The organism is Thalassospira lohafexi (genome assembly GCF_002844275.1).
Classification (GTDB): domain Bacteria; phylum Pseudomonadota; class Alphaproteobacteria; order Rhodospirillales; family Thalassospiraceae; genus Thalassospira; species Thalassospira lohafexi.
Map to the genome: position 1 here is coordinate 580,986 of NZ_NXGX01000004.1, position 22,951 is coordinate 603,936.

17 protein-coding genes are annotated in these 22,951 nt (G+C 51.4%); 7 read left to right on the forward strand and 10 right to left on the reverse strand.

Annotation, left to right across the window (positions count from 1 at the left end; genetic code table 11):
* Nucleotides 1-39: 39 nt before the first annotated feature.
* The 6 genes from COO92_RS12460 to COO92_RS12485 all read left to right on the forward strand — a co-directional run bounded on the left by COO92_RS12460 (nt 40) and on the right by COO92_RS12485 (nt 8,765).
* A complete protein-coding gene (locus COO92_RS12460; RefSeq protein WP_101302510.1) occupies nt 40-924 on the forward strand; it encodes a glycosyltransferase family 2 protein in 885 nt (294 codons plus the stop codon).
* Nucleotides 925-1,008: 84 nt separating this feature from the next.
* Nucleotides 1,009-2,307 carry a polysialyltransferase family glycosyltransferase gene (locus COO92_RS12465; RefSeq protein WP_133125068.1) on the forward strand — a complete coding sequence of 433 codons (1,299 nt, stop codon included), beginning with the start codon at nt 1,009-1,011 and terminating at the stop codon, nt 2,305-2,307.
* A 456-nt stretch (nt 2,308-2,763) separates the two neighbouring features.
* Complete coding sequence (locus COO92_RS12470; RefSeq protein ID WP_101302513.1) at nt 2,764-4,842, forward strand: hypothetical protein; 2,079 nt, start codon at nt 2,764-2,766, stop codon at nt 4,840-4,842.
* Between the two features lie 403 nt (nt 4,843-5,245).
* Complete coding sequence (locus tag COO92_RS12475; protein ID WP_165792343.1) at nt 5,246-6,313, forward strand: autotransporter outer membrane beta-barrel domain-containing protein; 1,068 nt, start codon at nt 5,246-5,248, stop codon at nt 6,311-6,313.
* Nucleotides 6,314-6,449: 136 nt separating this feature from the next.
* A complete protein-coding gene (locus COO92_RS12480) occupies nt 6,450-7,208 on the forward strand; it encodes an alpha/beta hydrolase (RefSeq protein ID WP_101302517.1) in 759 nt (252 codons plus the stop codon).
* 300 nt (nt 7,209-7,508) lie between these two features.
* On the forward strand, nt 7,509-8,765 hold the full coding sequence (locus COO92_RS12485; protein WP_101302519.1) for a hypothetical protein: 1,257 nt from the start codon (nt 7,509-7,511) through the stop codon (nt 8,763-8,765).
* 152 nt (nt 8,766-8,917) lie between these two features.
* On the opposite strand, the gene COO92_RS12490 is transcribed toward COO92_RS12485, so the two are convergent.
* The 9 genes from COO92_RS12490 to glpD form a co-directional block, all read right to left on the reverse strand.
* Nucleotides 8,918-9,826 carry a tetratricopeptide repeat protein gene (locus tag COO92_RS12490; RefSeq protein WP_101302520.1) on the reverse strand — a complete coding sequence of 303 codons (909 nt, stop codon included), beginning with the start codon at nt 9,824-9,826 and terminating at the stop codon, nt 8,918-8,920.
* A 101-nt stretch (nt 9,827-9,927) separates the two neighbouring features.
* Complete coding sequence (locus COO92_RS12495) at nt 9,928-12,210, reverse strand: methyl-accepting chemotaxis protein (protein WP_101302522.1); 2,283 nt, start codon at nt 12,208-12,210, stop codon at nt 9,928-9,930.
* A 220-nt stretch (nt 12,211-12,430) separates the two neighbouring features.
* A complete protein-coding gene (locus COO92_RS12500; RefSeq protein WP_101302524.1) occupies nt 12,431-14,179 on the reverse strand; it encodes an ABC transporter substrate-binding protein in 1,749 nt (582 codons plus the stop codon).
* 134 nt (nt 14,180-14,313) lie between these two features.
* Entirely contained in the window at nt 14,314-14,586 is a 273-nt protein-coding gene (locus COO92_RS12505; RefSeq protein WP_022732199.1) for a DUF2160 domain-containing protein, read from the reverse strand.
* Between the two features lie 24 nt (nt 14,587-14,610).
* Complete coding sequence (locus COO92_RS12510) at nt 14,611-15,414, reverse strand: carbohydrate ABC transporter permease (RefSeq protein ID WP_101302526.1); 804 nt, start codon at nt 15,412-15,414, stop codon at nt 14,611-14,613.
* Between the two features lies 1 nt (nt 15,415).
* The gene (locus tag COO92_RS12515) at nt 15,416-16,288 is read right to left on the reverse strand and encodes a carbohydrate ABC transporter permease (protein ID WP_022732201.1); all 873 of its coding nucleotides are present in this window, start codon (nt 16,286-16,288) and stop codon (nt 15,416-15,418) included.
* A gap of 14 nt (nt 16,289-16,302) precedes the next feature.
* Nucleotides 16,303-17,397: an ABC transporter ATP-binding protein gene (locus COO92_RS12520; RefSeq protein ID WP_101302527.1), complete on the reverse strand. Its 1,095-nt coding sequence runs from the start codon at nt 17,395-17,397 to the stop codon at nt 16,303-16,305.
* Between the two features lie 15 nt (nt 17,398-17,412).
* Nucleotides 17,413-18,513, reverse strand: a complete 1,101-nt coding sequence (locus tag COO92_RS12525) for an ABC transporter ATP-binding protein (RefSeq protein ID WP_101302529.1) — start codon at nt 18,511-18,513, stop codon at nt 17,413-17,415.
* Nucleotides 18,510-20,060, reverse strand: coding sequence for a glycerol-3-phosphate dehydrogenase (gene glpD, locus COO92_RS12530; RefSeq protein WP_101302531.1), 1,551 nt, complete (start codon nt 20,058-20,060; stop codon nt 18,510-18,512). Before glpD ends, COO92_RS12525 begins: the two co-directional genes overlap by 4 nt.
* Nucleotides 20,061-20,601: 541 nt before the next feature.
* Here glpD and COO92_RS12535 point away from each other — a divergent pair.
* The gene (locus tag COO92_RS12535; protein ID WP_101302532.1) at nt 20,602-22,062 is read left to right on the forward strand and encodes an NAD-dependent succinate-semialdehyde dehydrogenase; all 1,461 of its coding nucleotides are present in this window, start codon (nt 20,602-20,604) and stop codon (nt 22,060-22,062) included.
* Nucleotides 22,063-22,174: 112 nt separating this feature from the next.
* Here the strand turns inward: COO92_RS12535 and COO92_RS12540 are convergent, their stop codons facing one another.
* A complete protein-coding gene (locus COO92_RS12540; RefSeq protein WP_101302534.1) occupies nt 22,175-22,702 on the reverse strand; it encodes a hypothetical protein in 528 nt (175 codons plus the stop codon).
* Nucleotides 22,703-22,951: the final 249 nt, after the last annotated feature.

A 22,951-nucleotide genomic window follows, 5' to 3' on the forward strand; every position in this document is an offset into this window, starting at 1 on the left:
ATTATAAAAGGGCCCTTTTGTTGGCCAGGTAAAATGTGAATGAGTGTTTTAGGTAGTAAAACGGTTCTAAGGGAAGACGGCCTGTCAGATACAGCGGCGACGGGTGTTTCTATTCTGTTAGATGTTGTTATCGTAAACTATAATACCTACGATGATACTTTCAAATGTGTCACACATTTGATCGAACAGCACGAGGTTGCGCCGCAGAATATCCATGTGGTCGATAATTGTTCCCTCGATGGATCTGGGCCGCGCCTTAAGCGGGATCTACCCGCCGAAGTTGACGTTATTCTCTCTCAGACCAACAATGGTTTTGGTGCCGGGATCAATTTAGGAGCTCGTGCCGGTGAAGCTCCCTATATTCTCGTTCTGAACCCTGACTGTCGTCCCGAAACGGCCAATCTCCATCTTATATTAGAACATTTCATCCTGCACGCTGACGTTGGCCTCGTCGGGGCGGAGCTAATCAATCCCGATGGTTCTTTGCAGTATTCTGCGCGGACGTTTTATTCTGCGTTGGATGTGATCGTGCGGCGATCCCCCCTTCGGCGGATATTCCCCTTTAGCCGGGTAAATCGGAGCCATTTATTGATGGGCGACCCGAGGAGCGGCCCGTTTGATGTTGATTGGGTTATGGGGACTGGATTTGTTGTTCGGCGCGAAGTATTTGAACGCGTCGGTGCAATGGACGAAGCATACTTTCTTTACATGGACGATGTGGATTTGTGTGCACGGGTACATAGTGCAGGATTCCGTGTTCAAATTCTACCGATTGTAAAGTTCGTTCATGACCATCGACGACAAAGCGGTTGGACTTGGCGATGGACGCGCTCCCACTCTTTGCATTTGGCGAGTTTTATACTTTTTACAAAACGTCACGGACTGTCGCTGTTTCGGCGGCCCAAAATCCGTCAATACCCGTAAGTGTTGGTTTTTTGCGGTTTTGCCTCCGTCCATTTTGAAAGTGGGTTCCGCTTTCACGGAGGGATTTCCTGATGGTGTGATTTTATGAATTCCCCTCTTTCTTCATCCCGACCTGTTGTACTTGTTGATACATTTTCTTTTCATACATTTATTAATTCGGGATATTTTTACTGCTGGCACCTATCAGAAATTTACGATGTCGTTCTTTTGGTCGCCCCCAACGATGAACAGTCCCCCCCAATCAAAGCACTATGCGCAACGCAGCGTATCAAGCGGGTGATCGTTCTTCCCGAACGCTCATGCCGGTGGGCAATACATGCTTGGTTTGTTCGTCGCCTGCCGGCGTTGCTTAACGAGCTCCAGCCGACGATCGTGTTGATGAACAATTGGCACTCGTTTCACCAAAAATACCTGTCTCGGGTTGTGCGTCGGTTCAGTCCTCTGGCACGCATCATCGTCTGCCTCAGCGTTCACGCTCCGGTGACTGATTTTGCCGTCACAGATTATCGCCTGAGAGAAGCAAGCCTTGTCAAATGGCGTGAGAGATGGTGGTGGATGCCTGGCCCTTTAGCCAATCTATTCTATCATCTGTGGGGGCGCTGGCTTGGATGGCGCGACTTTCTCATCCTTCCTCTTTTGCTCAGTGGTTTTCCCTTGCGCGAAACTCACAATCCATGGCGAGGAAAGCTTATCTCGAAGGATACCGGGAATCTGTTTGACGCAGTGCTATGCTATGCTCCCTATGAACAAGATGCCTATTTGATGGAAATGGAAGAACGGCATAAAATTCATCTCGTGCAACATCCAATGACATTGTCAGCAGACGGGGTTGAGGTCTTGTTTCCTACGGAAAATGTCGAAAGTCCCACAGTTGTCTTGCCGTCATGTTGCCTAGATTACAACGTTCCAGAATCCACCGAACAACAAATTAGTCGCCTTGAAGCGATATGGGGTCAAGCGCTTGAAATTATACAAAGGCGCACGGGAGGAAAAATAATATGGTGGAAGCTGCATCCTGGCTTTGTCGACGACCCGACGATGCTTGGTTTGACACAAAGGCTAGAAGAAAGATTCCCCAATTTCGTTTCAATGACAGGGAAAATGACGGCTGAAGCCATGATCGTGTCCGCATCGTTGGTTGTTGGGGATGTCTCGACTGTTCTCCAATGGGCAAGTCGGTTTGGTAGATGCAGGACTCTTAGCTTGGATATCTTTGGTGTGGAAGGCGGTGACGAGATGGGGGCTATTCCTGATCTCACCGTCATTCGGTCATTCGCCGACTTAGAAGAGGTAGACCTTCAGGCGCATAAAAAAAACGATCAGGACTACGCCCTTAGTTATCCTACACCTATAGAATTCCTAGAATCTATTGAGCGGGAGTGAAACGATGATCTTTCTTAGGTTCGCGCGAGACGTGAACTTTGAAAGCCACCATGCCCGTGAGGGCGCGGTTGTTAGGTTTGTCTATAGCACTGTATCGGCAGAATGATCGCACACTGCTAGATTGGAGTATGCCGTATCTGAGTTAATGAGTATGCCGTATCTGAGTTAATGCTGTTTGTAAAAAAAGACTTTATGGCCTGCTGTCTGATACATAGCTAGTAAACCTATGAACGGTCGGCTTTAGCCGGACGATCAGATGTCCTCTTGTGGCCAATTATCAAAGTTCGGTCGATGCAGGGGATCCGACCCTGTCCGCCTGCAGGACACTGCGAAACAACCATTTGTTGCGCTATTTCGATATCTGTTTCATTTTTGGGCCTCCGGTTTTGCCGAGCACTATTGCATCCATCTTTGCTGTATTTTTCATCACGGTTCCGAGGTTTCGACTTTTACATTATGCGTAAAACATCTGTTGCTTCGCCTTCTGTTCGATTGGGTAAAGCCGAACTTGTGGTTACGGCGCTGATTTTGGGAGGCGCGGCGGCGTCGACCATGGCGGCGCTACCGGTGTTTCGGTTTGGTGTATGGCGTGACGGCGAACCAACCGTGATTGCCGTGTTCGCATTGGGTGCTATGGCATGGTTATGGGGGGGGTATTTATACTCTCGACATAACCTTGCTAATACCCCACTGACGGTTACTGCATGTTTGCTGTTTGCCGTTTGGTGCAGTTTTACCAGCTTGTTTGCGCCTTTTCCAATTTTGTCCTTTCTGGGCAGCCCGCAACTGGGCGAAGGGCCTGCGCTGTTTTTCTGCTTGTCAGGGCTAATGTTGTTGATTTGGTCGTCCCGACAAAGACGCCTTGCTATGCGTGCGCCCTTGATTTCAGCCATTTTTATGATCCTTTATGCAGCCGTAGCCAATCGGCTGAGTGAGGATTCTGATTTCAGTCTTTTTGGATTTGAAGACTATGTCGGAGTGTTCGCCATTTTGCTGCCGGCTCTTTTGTATTGCCTAAGCAAAGAGTTCGCTTTGCCACCGCGCGGGTGTCATGTCGTGGTGCTGATTGGATATGGGCTTGCTGTATTGTTGTCATTGGATGGCAATAACCAGGGTGCAGCTATGGCACTTGTACTCAGTGCGAGTATTTGGGCTGTAATGACCTTGCTGTTTGCGCGCGGCAAGCTGTTATGGCAACGCGTCGCGATTTGGGGGGCAATGGTCGCGGTTGTCATGATTCCGCTTTGTATCATGGTCGGTTTGTGGGCGCTTGGTCAGAATATTGATATTCATCAGGAAGCCAGCTTGCCCGAGCTCTATCCTCGACTCTATTCGATGGTGTCACGCGCCTTGATGTTGAAATTAACCGCTTATGCTTTTGGCGATGGCGGGCCTTGGACATATCTTTTGGGCAATGGCTTTGGTCATTCGCTGTTCTACATCCAAAATTATCTACCGTTCTCGGGGCAAAGTTTTCTGTACCCAAATTGGGATGTGTTTTATCGCGATTTTGTCCACACCCATTCAATCCCGTATGAAGTGCTACTCTCTGGCGGAATCATCGCGCTGGCATTGTATCTAATCGTTTTTGTTCTTTGGATATACGAAGCAGCGGCGGAACACCGCGCAATCGTTATTGCGACCGCATTGGGTTATATGGTGGTGATATCGATCTGGTTCGAATTTGCCTCTTTCATTCCTCTTTTGGCATTGGTGATAGGGGCAACATTGCAAAACAGCGACGATCCGGGCCGGCGATGGGGGCTGCTTGTGTGGCCGCGCGGGGCATGGATGGGGGGCGTTTTGATAGGGTTTGTTTTGAGCGGTAGCGCTGTTTGGTTGTATTGGCAGAATAGAGGACTGGATAGGACCGTGTTTATGGCAAGCGCCAAACCACTCAACAGTCTGGCGCTCCCCGATGATGGCGCCCGCGGGGACATATCGTTGCAGCGTGCTTTGCTTGATGGTTGTCGGCCATTGGCAGGGCAAGATAGCAATGATGTGATAAGTATTTCAGCCGCTCAGATTGAATGGTGCAATGGATTGTTACTGCAGGCGCGCCGTGAGATCGACTCTCATCCCAATAGTGCATTGGTACTTGCCTATCTTGTGCTCGCTGACGAGTTCGCCAATAGTGCTGCTGATGCACCACCAGTATCCAGAGATATTCAGAAAGTGCTGAGCGATAACTGGGGGGATGTCGCAGAGCACCTTATTGTGGTTGCTCCACATCGTGTTGATGTCCTCGTGACGTATTTTTCTTATTTGGCCGATGCGGATGTGCCGGAAGGAACCCGGCAACAAGGCGTACGAATCCTGAGTGCATTTGCGCGCCAATATCCAGAAAACCCGATTGTTTTATGGTTTAACGGTCAGCAAAAACTAAACGATCAATCACGTCAGCACGTATTTGACGGCCTGACAGAAATGATTGATTCAATCGAGAAACATCACCTAGAGCGTTACATTGGCTTGCCCGATGATATGTTGGCAAAGTTGAAAAAAGTTCGCGCTGAGCTTGCGGTGGGAGGATAGATTTAGCCTCAAAGTATGGTGAGTCTGTGTTATTGGCGCCGCACGAACCGTCACGTCCCCAGAGTTGCAGGTATCAATAAAGCCAAACCATAAAGGGCAAAATATGCCCTTTCAATAACAACGTTTATTCCCTTGATTGATGTATATTTCTTGAGCACTCGCTTGGCTGTTAGCATATGAGCGCCTTACGATTATGTGCATCTACAGGAGCTATACACAGCATCAACATACGCACTATGTCTATATCGCATCACAATGAGTGACAAATTCGCAACGTGCGAGCAACATATTGCTATTGTAGGGGTTTTTTGTGGCTGTTGTGTTTTTTTTTGATTGCTCTGATTGAGCCACCGTCGCATAAATATCAACAAGTATAGAAGTTTCGCTGTTGGAGAGGCATATTGTGATTTCAAAGTTTAGTTTTGCTGTTGTTGGCGCCGTTTGCGCCTTTACCGCGTTCCAAGTATCTGCAGAAACCTACACATCCGGTGAAAACGCTGCGGGTGCAACTGTCGTTGCGCCGACCGTTGGTCGTACTGTTACACAGGCGAATGTCAGCAACATTTCGAACCATCTCGATGCTCTGGTTGGAAATATCGGCGGCGGCTTCGGCGGTGGATTTGGCGGGGGTCTTTCGGACGCACTGGATGGTGGCGAAGATAAACAAAGCATCGCTTTGTTCGACACTAAACTGCAAAACGGCTTGGCTGCTGGTGAAGAGCAGCGCAAAACCAGCGTCTGGGCAAACGGAAGCTACACATACGTAGATGACGACAAAGCCGGGACCGAGTTCGATGGCGACGTGAAAGCACTTAATATCGGCGGCGACACCCGTCTCACAGACGATTTCCTTGTCGGTATTTCGCTTGGCTATTCTAAATCCGACATCGACACCACCTTTAATAATGGTAACTACCAAGAAGACGCTTACACGTTTGCCGGTTATGGCTTGTATGAAATTACCAATGACCTGAATTTTGCGGCTATGATTGGTCATACATGGTCAAGCGTTGATCAGGATCGTCAGAACGGTTTAACTACGTCCGAGACGGACGGTGAAACCATGTTTGCAGCAACTACATTGACCCAAAACTTCCGCTTTGACAGACTTGGCCTGCAGGCAAATGTTGGGTACATGTGGTCGGATCGAGATACAGACGGCTATACCGAAAGCGACGCTAACGTTGTTGCCGCAACCACGGCACAAACCAGTCAGGGACGTATCGGTGGGGGCGTTTCCTACGATTTTGAAACGTCCTCGGTACTATACACGCCGTTTACGAGCCTTTCCTATTTGCATGATTTTTCGGATGAGATCAACGATGATGCCAACGCATTCGACACCGGATTGGGGCTGACAGTTTCGTCTAAAGACGGAATGCTTGAAGGAACCTTCCAGGTTAAGACTCAGTTGGGCCGCGACGATTATAGCCAGACCACTGGTTCGGCTATGTTGCGCGTCAACTTCTAGTTAGTCCGTCAAGATTGATATGCGGTCGCATGTTTTTCAAAGGGCCAGGCAAATATGCCTGGCCCTTTTGTCGTTGTCGTTTTTATCTGCTTGTCAAACCTTGACTGCTACGGATGCCTATCGACAGGCCGATAAAATGGCGGATGGCGCGAGATGGTCCGCAGCTTATGCCGAAACACCGCACTTTACCCTTAAAACTTACTTGTCACCGCAACGTGCGCAGCAACGGCCAATCGTGATTTATATTGAAGGGGATGGCTTTGCCTGGGTGAGAGACAATTGGGTATCGCCAGATCCAACGCCCCGCGATCCGTTCATGTTGGATGTTGCGTTGCGCGATGATTATTTCAACGCGGCTTATCTCGCCCGTCCTTGCCAGTACGTTATTGAAACTGGTCGCGGCGCTAATTGTCAATCTGCTCTGTGGACGGATGCGCGCTTCAATGAAGTCGTGATCGCAGATATGAGTCAGGCCATTGATCAACTTCTGTCCCTGCGGGCGCATCATGGGGTGGTTCTTGTGGGAGGGTCCGGGGGCGGATCTGTTGCGATGTTGGTGGCCGCGCGCCGCAATGATATCGACGCCATTGTTACTCTCTCCGGATTGCTCAATCATAGGGCTTGGTCCCACTACCACAAGATATCCTCCCTTGGTCAATCTTTAAACCCGGCTGATTTCTATCCAAAAACCGCGTCAATACCGCAACTACATCTGCTGGCGGGCGAAGATACGGTGATTCCAGTTCAATTGTCCCAGCAGGAGCTCGGTCACCTGATGCAGCTGTCCCCAAATAGTGTTAATTGGCGTGAAGTTCCTGAGATTGATCATAGCTGCTGTTGGGCGGGGTATTGGGCGAAAAACTCGCGCCAGTTGATTGAGGGGCTTATCAAGTAAGTTTTTGAAAGATATCAAATATACATAGAATAAAGGAATGGCGACATGTAAATTTTGGGTTTATTTTTTGTGTTATCGGTGCGGATTTGTATGGTTACTCAAGGATTGTGAAATAAGTATTTTTTATAAATATTTTAGTATTGTATTTAGTTTTGTTCTTAAAAGAAGATTTAAATTTTTTATTACTCGGTCATTGCCATTGTTTTATTAATTTTTATGTAATGAAATTTATCTTGTTTTATGATGGCAGAGGTAAAGTATTTTAGCCATGAAAATCGTATTAATTAAATGTAAAATGATATGTTAAGTGAAAAAATATACGCCTTTATTGGTTCTCTCGTTGTTGCATCAACAATATTTCTTTGGGCTATAGAAATAGGTCCGGATAATTACGATGTAGGTTTGAATGTTATAATTTCAGTGATAGCCCTCATAATATATTTCCCTTACATCATTAAAAAATTAGACATATTTCCATTTGTTTTTTCTGCATCTATTGTTGTTTATCAAATAACTTGGACGATGATAAACGGATTCGATGTGCGGTCAACGTTGACATGCATATGTTTTGTTTTTTATTTTTATGGCGTCTTCTATTCTGTTTTGTTTTGCTTGAAAGATAAATTTTTAACCTTTAAAGAGTTAGTCATACCATTCTTGACAGCTCAAATATGTTTGCAAGCATTGCAGATATTTGATGTGTTTAGTTTGCATGGTTTTTATACCGTTAGGATGTACATATTTGGTTCAATTGGGGGGACCGGATTTTACGGTGAAGGATCTCACGTTGCCCTGTCGCTAGTGCCCTTGATGTTCCTGAAAGACAATCGTGGCAGCCATTTTAATCTTTACAGCATTTTGGTCGCTTCCTCATTGCTTTTGGGGATTTCGTCAACAGCTGTTCTGGGTATTTTACTTATTTGCGTATTATTTATGCTCAGGTCCCAAAGTTGGGAGCGGATTGCAATTGTAACATCGGTGATTATCTGTGTTTTGGCTGCTGAAATTGTTGTTTGGCGGCTCTTTGATGTTGTACCTATAACACCTTTAGCAAGCCGAATATGGGGATTTTTTCAAATCCTCGGTGGTGATCTCAGCCCAAGAGTTAGTTTATCCTCACTGGTTTATGTCAACGGCGTTGATATGGCTTGGTCGGGACTTAAGGACATTATTGGTTCTGGCCTTGGGCATTTTAACATCTATTTTGCTGATTCTATTGCACGCACCGCGATCTATAAAATTATACATGGCCCACTAAATAAGGATGACGGTAGTGTCGTCTTGCTGAAGATGATCGGCGAATTGGGGGTGCTTGGATTGGCGATTGTCGTCTATTTCATATTAAGCAGCTTGGCGATTATTAACAAATATGGGGATAGTATTTTATCGGTGTTTGCCAGTTTCCTGATAATGGCCGCGATTCGCAGCGCAGGGTATTTCCACGGACCTTATATCTTGTCGTTTGCGCTGGTTGGGGTGCTTTGGCAAATGGGTAAGCTGCCAAGGATGCCTTTTAGGCGACAAACAGATATCAACAACACGATGTCGCACCCTTAAGATAACAGCAGGGTGATGGGTGATAGACATGCCCCTCTTGCACGTTAACGTATGCGGCTGGCTAACACCCGGATCATAAGTGCGATGTCGATCCCGACACGGCGTTTTATTATCCATTCGATCAATTTGGTCGTAACTCTGTTTTAATTTGGTTAGTTGACCGAACAGGCGCGCCACGGCGTCCAAGGCTTATAGCCGTCAAAGAACCGGGCCAGAAACTGATCAACCCGTTCACGGTTGGCTGCGCGCTCCGTTGGTTCAAGATCCTTGTCAAACTTGCCACAATTCTTTTCGACTGCATCGCCAATGGTTTTCCAGTCGACATCTTCGCTATGGCCGGGAAGGCCGGTGGCAATCGCGCACCAGCCAACGGCTTCGGCCGGATCGCCAAGGGACTTGGCTTCTTCGGCAAGATAGGCTGCTGCGCGCATTTCACCGCGTTCGGCCGCTTGGCGCAGATATTGATAGCGTGCGGTATCGCTGGCGGCAAAGCGGTTGGCAAGAAGGGTGGCCGCGCGTGGATCATCAGCCTCCCATGCGGTGGTCAGATATTCTTTTGCCGGGGCGGTTTTACCCTGATCAAGCGCATCAAGGGCAAGCCACAGCATGGCTTGTGTTTGTCCCTGATCGGCGGCCTGTTGATACAGGGTGCGGATCAGATCGGCAGGGGCGCCAGTCGCCTCAAGTTTGCGGGCCATGACAATGCTGGCATCCGGGTTCTTATTACCCGCCGACGCCTTCATCATGGTCCATCCGGCGTCTTCATTGGCCTTAACGCCGACACCATTGATCATTTGACACGACAAAAGGTACTGCGCGGTGGCGTTGCCCTGATCGGCAAGGGGGGCGAAAACCTGTGCCGATTTTTCAAAGTCACCATGGCGATAGGCGGAAATACCATCATCAAGAACAGATGACGCATCGGCCTGACTGGCGAATGTGGCCAATGTCAGCGATGCGGCCAGCATAAGGGCCGTGGGCCGCAAAGCCGACGTTTCCGATTTGTGCGGGACAGTCTTGCACACGGCAGACTTTGAACAATGGGCGATCAAGGTTTTCATGGAATTCTGTCTAACATTTTTACTGTGCTACGGGCGAAAAAAGCGCCGGGGCGGATACGGTAATTGGGGTCCAGTCACCGTATTTGCCCCGGCAAGTTCGCTCATGGCAGGGAGGATCTGGTTGGGCGCATGTCGTGGTTTTGGTCAGAAGCGTGGTCTGCTGGTTGATCTGAACGAATGGTGGTAAGGAAATCACGAACACGATTGCCCAGATCATCAGATTGCGTACGCAGGCGATCTGTCGCATCGCGCAGGCCATCCACGGCATGCAGGTTATCATCTGCCGCCGTGCTGACCTGTGCGATGGTGCTGTTCATTTCACCCGCCGCGGTGGCGGATTGTTCGACATTGCGGGCGATTTCGGCGACGAATTCCTGTTGCTCGCTGACCGCATCGGACATTTCGCCGACGGTTTCATGAATACCGGTGATGCTGTCGCGAATACCGGCAATCGCCTTGACCGCGATGCCGGTGGTTGACTGAATTTCATTGATCCGTTCGGCAATACGATCTGTTGCAGACCCGGTCTGATTGGCAAGGTTTTTGACTTCTTGCGCAACCACGGCAAAGCCCTTACCGGCTTCGCCCGCGCGGGCGGCTTCGATGGTGGCATTGAGTGCCAGAAGGTTGGTCTGTGCGGCGATGTCCTGAATAAGGTTAAGGATCTCGCCGATTTCCTGCGCACCGGTTTCAAGTTCATGCATCGTGGCATTGGTGCGCTGCGCGGCATCGACAGCACTGGTCGCGGCAGTAACAGATTTCTGTGCCCGATGGCCGGTATCCTGTACCCGTTCAGACAGTGAATGCGTGGCATCAGATACCGACGCCATATTGATCGAGATTTCCTCGGACGCGCCGGCAACACCGGTCGCATTCGAAGATGCGGCCTGTGCACGGTCCCGCACCTGATTTGAGGTTGCCTGAATGTTTTCCGCTTCGCGGGCAACCCCTTGCGCGACCTGCATGATGGAGGCCTCAAACGCATCTGCGAGATCGAGCATGGCCCGCCTGCGTTCGGTTTCGGCGTGTTCGCGTTCGCGGGCAACCTTTTCTTCAGCCTGCTGGGCGGCAAGGCTGGTTTCGCGAAACTGACCAAGGATTTCGGCCATGCGCCCGATTTCATCGCGCCCCTGATCTTTGACCTCGGTCGAAAGATCGCCGTTGGCTACACGGCGCATGCCATCAATCACCCGCAAAAGGCGTTTGATCAGGTTGCCCCGGACATAGAAAATCAGGATCAAAAGCGAAATCACCAGAACAGCGATACCGATAAACGCAATCACTTTTTGATCACGCACCACCTGCGACAGCGCATCGGTGGCATTGGCATCGACCTCGATCCGTTTGCCATCGACCATCAAGGTGATGGAATGCGACAGGGCCTCGGCACTGGCAAGTGTTGCTTCAAGGGTTTGTTCGGTCTGATACTGATTGTCCCATTCGGTTTCACGCAGATCAAACACACTCTTGCCGCCCGTGCCATACGCCAAAAGGGCCTTGGCAAGGTCGCGAATTTGGTTGCCATCATCAGTGTCGGGCAATTCTTCAAGCGCATCGGAAATGCGCAATTCCGCCCAGCTCCATTGGTTGCGGACTTCATCCATCGCCTCCCCCTCGGGTACGGCAATAGCAGCGGTCAACATGCCAAAGGCAAGGTTCACATTGGCGCGTATTTCAGCAATCAGCTGTGAAAAGGCGATGGTTTCTTCAAGTGTTGCGGCGGCATCAAGATTGCCATTCGAAACCCGGGAAATCCCGCGTGACACATCTATATCAACCACCTCAACCAGCGGATTGAGGAATTCCGACAGGTCGGCATAGGCAAAAACCATATCAAGCGTCAGATCACCGCGCTTTTTTTCAATCTCAAGGCGCTGGGTAGTCAGATCATGCAGGGTTTCACGGCGGGCAACAATGTCATCAAGCTGTGCGGTCAGGGTCGGGATCGCATCAACCAGTTCGGGCTCTGAGGGTGTGTCATCTTCCGATGCTGAATCCTCAGCGTTTTCGTCACGTGGAGCGGAAACGTCTATCATCACCGGTTCGGGATTGGCCGCAGCAATTTCGGTCAGTCGCAGCCGGGCATCAGCAATCAATGTATCAAGGCGCGCCTGTGTTGCGGCCAACTCGTCGGCATTGCGGGACGCGGCAAGAACGGGGGCCTGCGCTGCAAGGCCAACCCCATCCATTGCCAGTTCCATCTGGCGAATGATTGACGGCAGACTGTCGGTGGTGATGTCGGCGACAAGGTCGCGACTGTTACCAAACGACACCCATGATACGACCGATGAAACCCCGGCCAGTACCAAAATTAGAGCAAAAGAAGCCATTAGCCGACCTTGAATGCCAAGGCCAGCGCGACGTTTTTGAATGGCGCTATTCACTGTTTCCTCCCTGTCTTGCCGCAGTTCTTATTGTTGAGGCAGACATTCCCGTTTGGGACATTTCGCATCCGTTTTCGGACGTCTCGGGTTTTTATTTGTAGGTCTTATGACTTAATGAAAAAGGTGTCTTTGAAAGCGTTGGTGGTACAAATGGTGGTTTTGGGAAGGGACGGTCGGGGATGAAAAATCACCCCCGACACCCCCAGTAGTGAAGCCCGAATTACTGGGCAGCACTCCATTCCGCGATCAGATCGTCATATTTAACGGTCTCACCCTGCGGTTTTTCGTTGTCGAGCAACGGTTTTGGTGCACCCGGCTGGTCGAACCAGTACTGTGCATCGCGCTCTTCGTTGAGCTTCGGTGCGCATTCACCACCGATGCCTGCTCGTTCGAGACGTTCCATCACACGGTCCATCGCAGTCGCAAGGTTATCCATTGCTTCCTGCGGGGTCCGTTCCCCGGTCACAGCTTCGGCAACGTTCTGCCACCAGAGCTGAGCGAGTTTTGGATAATCAGGAACGTTGGTACCGGTCGGGGACCACTGAACACGGGCAGGTGAGCGATAGAATTCAACCAGACCACCCCAGTTCGGTGCGATGTCGGTCATGGCCTGAGTATCCAGGTCAGACTGACGGATCGGTGTCAGGCCCGTCAGGGTCTTTTTCAACGATACCGATTTGGAGGTCGTGAACTGTGCATAGAGCCATGCAGCTTTACGGCGCTCAAGCGGGGTGGACTTCATCAACGTCCAGGAACCCACATCCTGATAACCAAGCTTCATGCCTTCTTCCCAGTACGGGCCATGCGGGGACGGTGCCATACGCCATTTCGGCGTGCCATCGTCATTCACAACCGGCGTACCTTTTTTCGCCATATCGGCGGTAAAGGCAGTGTACCAGAAGATCTGCTGCGCGATCTGGCCCTGTGCCGGAACCGGACCAGCTTCACCAAAGGTCATGCCAGCGGCTTCTGGCGGCGCATAGGCTTTGAGCCAATCAATGTATTTGGTCAAAGCATAAACCGCTGCCGGGCCGTTTGCGGCACCACCACGGGTAACACTTGAGCCAGCAGGCGCACAGCCTTCAACACGGATACCCCATTCGTCGACCGGAAGGCCGTTCGGGATACCCTTGTCGCCAGCACCAGCCATCGACAGCCACGCATCGGTAAAGCGCCAACCCAGTGACGGGTCTTTTTTACCATAATCCATGTGGCCATAGACTTTCTGACCGTCGATTTCCTTCACGTCATTGGTGAAGAATTCGGCGATGTCTTCGTAAGCCGACCAGTTGACCGGAACACCAAGATCATAGCCATATTTGTCTTTGAACTGCTTTTGCAGGTCATCGCGCTGGAACCAGTCATACCGGAACCAGTAAAGGTTCGCGAACTGCTGGTCAGGAAGCTGATAAAGCTTGCCATCCGGGCCCGTGGTAAAGGACAGACCGATAAAGTCGTCCAGATCAAGCGTCGGAGAGGTCACATCAGCGCCTTCGCCGGCCATAAAGTCAGTCAGCGGCACAACCGCGTCATAACGCGAATGGGTGCCGATGAGGTCCGAGTCATTGATATAGGCGTCGTAGATGTTGCGGTTTGACTGCATTTGGGTTTGCAGTTTTTCGATAACATCGCCTTCGCCAATCAGGTCATGGGTAATGTTGATCCCGGTGATTTCCGAGAACGCCTTTGCCAGAACCTTGGACTCATATTCGTGCGTGGTGATGGTTTCCGATACCACGTTGATGTCCATGCCGCGGAACGGTTCTGCGGCTTTGATGAACCACTCAAGTTCGGCCATCTGGGCATCTTTACTCAGGCTCGACGGCTGAAATTCGCTGTCGATCCAGTTCTTCGCTGCGTCGGTATATTGGTCTGCGGATGCTGGGTTTGCCAGCACTGCAAGGCCAAGGGCGACGGCAACTGCACTGCCTTTGATTACGGCAGAGGATCCCTTAAACTTAACGATCATGTCGTTTCTCCCTGATCGTCTTCCTTTTTCTCGTCCGGTCGAACCGGTCATCAACAGTGGGGGAAGACGGGTACCCACCGTAATGAATGGATTAAGACCGGCACGGGTGTAGGACGCCGTGCCGGTCTGGTTTCTCATCCCCAGCGCATCACAATGAAGAGCCAGAAAAGTGCTATGATTGACGCAACCCACAGGGCGGCATCGGTAAATGCCAGCCAGCCCAAATGGATATAGGCCGCGCCAAGAAGGCTGATAAACAGGCGATCACCGCGCGTGGTGGTCAGCGGCAAGAAGCCGCGACGTGGCACCGTTGGTGAAACTGTCTGCCAAATTCCCATCCCGATCAGCATCAGGATAATGCAGCTGAAAAACACTGCCGTAATCGGGGTCCAGGCCATCCAAGACATATTATTATTCCTCCTGTTTTCCGATTACACGCGGCCCATCGCGAAACCTTTGGCGATGTAGTTTCGAACAAACCAGATCACCAAGGCCCCGGGCACGATGGTTAAAACACCCGCTGCGGCCAAAACACCCCAATCAAGCCCCGATGCCGAAACAGTACGGGTCATGGTGGCGACAATCGGTTTTGCATCAACCGATGTCAGGGTGCGGGCCAACAGCAATTCCACCCAGCTGAACATGAAGCAGAAGAATGCCGTCACCCCGATGCCCGAACGGATCAGCGGAATGAAGATCGTGCCAAAGAAGCGCGGGAACGAATAGCCATCGATATAGGCGGTTTCGTCGATTTCCTTGGGGATACCCGACATGAAACCTTCCAAAATCCACACCGCAAGCGGCACGTTAAACAAACAGTGCGCAAGGGCGACCGCTATATGGGTGTCAAACAGACCGACACTTGAATACAGCTGGAAAAACGGCAGCAAGAACACAGCAGGCGGTGCCATCCGGTTGGTCAAAAGCCAGAAGAACAGATGCTTGTCGCCGACAAAGTTAAACCGCGAGAAAGCATAGGCTGCTGGCAGGGCGACCGCCAAGGATATGACCACGTTGATCGCAACATAGATCATCGAGTTGATATAGCCCGAATACCACGCCGGATCGGTCAGGATCGTTGCATAGTTCGCCAGTGTCGGATTGTCCGGGAACAAGGTCATTGCACCGAGAATTTCCGAATTGGTCTTGATCGACATGTTGAACAGCCAATAGATCGGCAGCAACAGGAACAGTATGTAAAGAATGAGTGCGATATGACGTTTCTGGAACCGCATTTTATTGTTCCTCCCGCTTTCCGGCGTTCATCACGACGGTATAGAAAACCCAGCAAACCAGCAGAATGATCAGGAAATAGATCAACGAGAATGCCGCCGCCGGACCAAGATCAAACTGACCCACTGCAATCGTCACCAGGAACTGGCTGAGGAATGTGGTGGCCGTACCCGGCCCGCCGCCCGTCAGAACGAACGGTTCGGTATAGATCATGAAGCTGTCCATAAAACGCAGCAGTACACCGATCACCAGAACCGACTGCATTTTCGGCAGTTGGATGAACCGGAACACCGCCCAGTTCGACGCGCCATCAATCTTGGCGGCCTGATAATAGGCGTCCGGGATTGACCGCAAACCGGCATAGCACAGCAGCACAATCAAACTGGTCCAGTGCCAGACATCCATCACCAGAACCGTAACCCATGCATCCATCGGATTTTGGGAATAATTATAGTCAATGCCCAGCATGTTGATGACATAGCCGCCAAGGCCAATGTCGGCACGACCGAAAATCTGCCAGATGGTGCCAACCACGTTCCATGGAATAAGAAGCGGCAAGGCCAGAAGAACCATCGATGCCGAAACACCCCAGCCCTTGCGCGGCAGGGTCAGCGCAACCGCAATGCCCAGTGGAACTTCGATAAGCAGCACGCTCATGGTGTAGACGATCTGACGGATCAGCGCGTCATGCAGGCGGCGATCACCCAGAACCTGTTCAAACCATTCGGTGCCGACAAAGAACCGCGTTTGCGGATCAAAAATATCCTGAACCGAATAGTTCACAACGGTCATCAGCGGAATAATCGCGCTGATGGCGACGATAAAGAAGACCGGCAGAACGAGGAACCAGGCCTTGTTGTTGGTAATTTTGTTCATTTCCCCATTCCCCCTTACGCGACCAACTGACTGTCGGCGTAAAGTTTGGTCCATTCAGGTGCAAAACGCAGCACGCCGGACTGACCGATGATTTGGGCGTCTTCGCCAAGCTTGACCTTGATGTCGGATGTTCCGAACCGGGTGGTTGCAATCTTGTACTGGCCGAGGTCCTCGACCTTGGTGATATTGACCGCAACGCCGTTGTCGCTGCTGACCCCGTCGCCGGTTTCAAGTTTCAGGAACTCTGGCCGGATGCCCAGTTCAATCTTACCGGTTTGTTTGGAAACGGCATCAAGATGACGGTCGGTAAGCGCGATGCGTTGCCCATCAATCCAGGCAGCACCATCATCAATGTTGCAATCCATGATGTTCATGCCGGGACTGCCGATGAAATATCCGACAAAGGTATGGGCTGGATTTTCAAACAGTTCCTGGGGCGTGCCCAGTTGAACAACCTTGCCGCCATACATGACAACAACCTTGTCGGCAAAGGTCAGGGCTTCGACCTGATCATGGGTGACATAAACCATGGTCGGGCGCAGCTTGTTGTGAATTTCCTTGAGCTTGCGGCGCAGAACCCATTTCAGATGCGGATCGATCACGGTCAGCGGTTCATCAAACAGGATGGCCGACACATCATCACGCACCAGACCACGGCCCAGTGAAATGGTTTGTTTTTCATCCGCGCCCAGACCGCGTGCTTTTTGCTTAAGCTTGCCGGTCAGATCGAGCATTCCGGCAATTTCACGCACCCGTTCGTCAACCCGTTTGGGATCAACACCGCGATTGCGCAACGGAAAGGCAAGGTTCTCGTAAACGGTCATGGTGTCGTAAATCACCGGGAACTGGAAAACCTGTGCGATGTTGCGTTCTTCCGGGGCCAGTTTGGTGACATCCTTGCCATCAAACAGTACCTGTCCTTCCGACGGGGTCAGAAGGCCGGAAATGATGTTGAGCAACGTGGTCTTGCCACAGCCCGACGGGCCGAGAAGGGCATAAGCCCCACCATCTTCCCAAACATGTTCCATGCGACGCAGCGCATAATCCGCATCCGATTTCGGATCGGGAAAGTATGAATGCGCAAGGCTTTTAAGATCGATACGTGCCATTTTAATTCTCCAACCTCAGGCGGCCTTGCCGTTTTGAATTTCACTGGGCGGGGCTGCCACAAGGCGATCATCGGCGTCATAGGCAAACAGACGGTTCGGATCGAGATAGAATGTGGTGGCTTCGCCAAGCCGCGGGTTGTGAACACCTTCTTCCTGAATCACCCACGAAACATCGTTGAAATGAACATGAACAAAGGTTTCCGAACCGGTGATTTCGGCCAGTTCAACCTGACCCTGCATGGCAACGCACTGTGCGTTTTCCTGTTCGACCGACAAATGATTGGCGCGCACACCAACGGTGTAGTTGCCATTCCCAAGATCGGCCAAGTGACCCGACAGCGAAACCTGATGGCCGCTGGCAAGATACAGCGCACCGTCGCGGACCTCGGCCTTAAGCAGATTGATCGGCGGATCGGAAAAGATCAGGCCGGTCTCGACATAAGCCGGGTTGTGATAAACCTCTGTTGTCGGCCCGAACTGGGTGACGCGGCCTTCGTGCATGACGGCACATTTGCCGCCCAGAAGAAGGGCTTCCATTGGTTCGGTCGTGGCATAGACAACAATGGTGTCGCGCTTGGCCAAAAGATTGGGAATTTCTTCGCGCAGTTCTTCGCGCAATTTGTAATCAAGGTTCACCAGCGGCTCATCAAGCAACAGCAACGTGCAATCCTTGACCATGGCGCGTGCCATCGCGGTGCGTTGCTGCTGTCCACCGGACAATTCCTGTGGCAGGCGATCCAGCAGATGTTCGATGTGCATCAACTCGGCAGTTTCGCGCACACGCTTTTCAATTTCAGCCTTATCCACACCTTGTAATTTCAAAGGGGATGCAATGTTGTCATACACATTCATCGACGGATAATTGATGAACTGCTGATAGACCATGGCGACATTGCGTTTCTGCACTGCCATGCCGGTCACATCGGCATCATTGACGAGTATGCGGCCACTGGTTGGGGGTTCAAGCCCGGCCATCATCCGCATCAGGGACGTTTTACCGGCCAGAGTCCGCCCCAGAAGGACGTTGAATGACCCCGGTTCCAGCGTCATCGACACGTCGTCGATGTGAGTCTCCCCGCCCACGGTCTTGGTGATGTTTTCAAGCGTAAGGGTCATATTCCACTGTTTCCTTCGCCCGCTTTCACGGTGTTTTTTGATTTCAGTTCGGTGTCAAACCATTGGGTGATGGCATTACGTGTTTGGTCTGAAAGATGCAGGCCCAGTTTTGAGCGACGCCACAAGACATCCTCGACCGTTCGGGCCCATTCGCGATCAACCAGATACCGCAATTCACATTCATATACGTCATCGCCGAAATGCTTACCAAGCCCCTTCAGATCAGACGCACCGCCAATGATCAGCTTGGTGAGTGTGCCGTAGTTTTGCACGTAACGGTAGATGTGTGGTTTCGGAATCCATGAAAACTTCTTGTGCATCGCGGCGAAATAATCATCGAAATCCGCGTTCGGCATGTCACCGCCCGGCAAGGGTTTGTCGGCTGTCCAGCGGATGTCATCGTGCCCCAAAAGCGGGCAAATCTTGCTCATCGCGGATTCTGCCAGCCTGCGATAGGTGGTGATCTTGCCGCCATAGATGTTTAGAAGCGGCGCAGCATTATCGTCACGATCACCCTTGTCGATTTCAAGAACGTAATCGCGTGTGACCTGGGATGCGTCTTCGCTGCCATCGCCATACAGCGGACGGACACCGGAATAGGCCCAGACAACATCGTCAGGTGTGATTTTCTTTTCGAAATAGGTGTTTGTCAGCTGACACAGATAGTCGGTTTCGTCGGCGCTGATGGCGACCTTGGCCGGGTCACCTTTGTAATCACGATCTGTCGTGCCGATCAGGGTGAAGTCCTGTTCATAGGGGATGGCAAAGACAATCCGGCCGTCCGGGTTCTGGAAGATATAGCAATAGTCATGGTCAAACAGCTTGGGCACGACAATGTGACTGCCCTGAACCATGCGAATGCCCTGTTTCTTTTTGGCTTCAACCCGGTTTTCAAGAAGCTCGGCGCACCATGGGCCCGCGGCATTGACGACAGACCGTGCACGGATGGTGCGTTCGCCGTCCTCATTGCGGATGACCACTTTCCAAAGATCACCGTCACGTTTGGCCGAAACACATTCCGTACGGGTTTCGATTTCCGCACCCAGATCGCGGGCCGACATCGCGTTGAGCACTACAAGACGCGCGTCCTGTACCCAGCAATCGGAATAAACAAATGCCTTATTCATGCCCTCGACCAGCGGTTTACCCGCCGGGTGGTTTTTAAGTTTAATGCCTTCAGAGCCCGGAAGCTTTTCGCGTCCGCCAAGATGGTCATACAAAAACAGACCAAGGCGGATCATCCATGCCGGACGCAGGCCTTTGACATGGGGCAGAACAAAACGCAGTGGCCAAATGATGTGCGGGGCTGCACGCAGCAAAACTTCACGTTCGATCAACGCTTCGCGGACCAGACGGAACTCGTAATGCTCAAGATAGCGCAGGCCGCCATGGATCAGCTTTGTACTGGCCGATGACGTGGCGCTGGCAAGGTCGTTCTTTTCACACAAAAAGACCTTAAGCCCACGACCCGCAGCGTCCCGTGCGATGCCTGTGCCATTGATGCCGCCACCAATGATGGCGACGTCGTATGTTTCTGAACTGAGCAACCGCTTCCTCCCTGGTGCTCTTATTTGTGACAGATGTTCTCAACTGTCGTTCTTTGTTGTCATAGACGTTACGAACCACCCAAAATAATTGCAAGCGAAAATTATGGTGAACTGAAATTTTCGATAGTGAACTGAATTTCATAACCGGTAACAAATTGTAATTGAAAGATATTTTGAATTTAGATGCATATCGGCGGTTTGGGAAAGGGGGGCGAAGTTGCTTCTGAATGCCCGGTTTGGTGATCGGAATCGGTTGAAAATGAAAAAACAGCGCCGGTGTTAAATACCCGGCAGGGATGTGCGGTGGCGATATATGTGCATGACGGGAACAGGTCGCCTTGACCGTGTTTGCCGCACATTCTGCCAAAACCAACTCTTTCAGGCGTATGGGGTGCAATCTTGTTGCAAAGCGTGGGTTTGTCCCTGTTTGCGATTGCCAAGCCATAAATATCTCGCGAAGATGTGGCATCTTGACCGGAGCAGACTAGATGATGGCTATCGCATTTTGTCACTCCCAATGAAGAATACCGGAGGCACTAAAATGGTTTCGCTTAAAGACCCGTCACTCTTCACCCAGCAGGCCTACGTCGGCGGGGAATGGGTCGACGCCCCAGATGGGAAAACAGAACAGGTCACCAACCCGGCAAACGGGGACGTGATTGGAACGGTTCCGGTTCTTGGCCGTGACGCCGTCGCGCACGCGATTGACGTTGCCGAAAAGGCCCAGAAGCTTTGGAAAAAGCGGACAGCCAAGGAACGCGGTGCCATTCTGATGAAATGGTACGACCTGATGATGGAAAATCAGGACGATCTGGCGACCTTGATGACGGCAGAACAAGGCAAGCCGTTCGCCGAAGCCAAGGGCGAGATCGCTTATGGTTCATCGTTCCTGCAGTGGTTCGCCGAAGAAGGCAAACGCGTTTACGGTGATGTGATTCCGACCTTTGCCGAAGGACGCCGGGTTCTGGTTCTTAAAGAACCGGTGGGTGTTTGTGCCGCCATCACGCCGTGGAACTTCCCGACCGCCATGATCACGCGCAAAGCCGCCCCGGCACTGGCTGTTGGCTGTGCGATGGTGGTTAAACCGGCGATGGAAACGCCTTATTCCGCCCTTGCCATGGCGGTTCTGGCCGAACGGGCCGGATTGCCCAAAGGGTTGCTGTCGATTGTTACCGGTGATGCGGTAGAAATCGGTGCTGAAATGACCGAGAACGCCAAAGTCCGCAAGCTGACCTTTACCGGCTCGACCGCGGTTGGCCGTTTGTTGATGCGTCAATGTGCTGATACGGTTAAGAAAATCAGTCTTGAGCTTGGCGGGAACGCGCCGTTCATCGTCTGTGAAGATGCCGATATTGATGCCGCTGTTGATGGCGCAATTGCATCGAAATACCGCAATGCCGGTCAGACTTGCGTCTGTGCCAACCGTCTGTTTGTGCATGACGCGGTTTATGACGAGTTCGCCGAAAAATACGCTGCCAAGGTCGCGAAAATGCAGGTTGGCGATGGCTTCGAAGACGGCACCGTGATTGGTCCGCTGATCAACGAAAAGGCCATCCAGAAGGTTGAAAGCCAGATTGCCGATGCGGTCTCCAAAGGCGGGCGTATCCTGACCGGTGGCAAGCGTCATGAAAAAGGCGGATCGTTCTTCCAGCCGACCGTGATTGCCGATGCCAACCGTGAGATGACGGTCTTCCGCGAGGAAACCTTTGGTCCGATGGCCCCCTTGATCCGCTTCCACACAGACGATGAAGTGCTTGAGATGGCCAATGATTCCGAGTTCGGCCTCGCATCCTACTTCTATTCACGCGATATCTCGCGGATCTGGAAGCTGGCCGAGGGCCTTGAAAGTGGTCTGGTCGGGGTGAATGTCGGCGTCATGGCGACCGAAGTCGCCCCGTTTGGCGGCTTCAAACAGTCTGGCGTTGGCCGCGAAGGATCGAAATACGGGATCGAGGATTACCTCGAAGTCAAATACGTCTGCATGGGCGGCGTTGACGAATAACGTGTGATCTTTGGCAGAACGCCAGATCAATCTCGCTTACACGAAAAGGGGCGCTGCTGGTTGCAGCGCCCCTTTTTCATCGACAGGTAAGGCCGGATGATATGTCCTGACCTTAGATAAGCTGATCGTCTTTTGTGTTTTTGGCGTTCTTGTTGTCATCGCCAAGGATCGATTGCGATGATCCGGCGGGCAGTTGCGACTGTAGTTCGGTAAAGACATCAAACATGCGCGGGTTAAAGGCGATCTGTGCCTGCATCTTGTCGCGCCGTTCGCTCTCACTTTCCGGCGTGTTCATTTCCGCATTGGCAACGGCATTGCCATTAAGCTTCTGCTCAATCGCATCGGATATGGCTTCTTCGATGGCCTGACGTTGGGTACCGTCCATTTCGGCCAGCGCATCTTCATCCAGTCCCATGCTTTGCAGCATCTTGGCGCGCATTTCTTCGATCTTGCGTTCTTCGATTTCTTTGACGTAGGTGGTGAAGCCGTGTTCACGGATATAGGCCAGCTCGGCATTTTCTTCCTTGTTCTTCTCAGGAAGCGGCTGGCTGTTTGATGCAATCGTCCGTGCCTGCTCAACAGCGTTTTTGGCGCTATAGGCGGTGTTGGTGACATTCATCAACGTGTCATACAATCCCATAAGAGCCCTCCATGGGAAAAAGATGCCGGTTTAAATTCATACTTCGAATATTTGCTGCAATCTCTGTGCCGGGATTATGCGGCACTTTCTGCTGGGGGGAGAGGCGGTGAAAGAGAGGTGAAAACAGGGCATTGGCGAGGAAAAGTGAAAAAATTTTCGAAAACGAATTGTTTTTTGTGCGAAACTTTTCCTAAATAGGGGCACAAAATCATCGGTCACGTTTGTTAGGCGGGCCGAAATGCATGATTT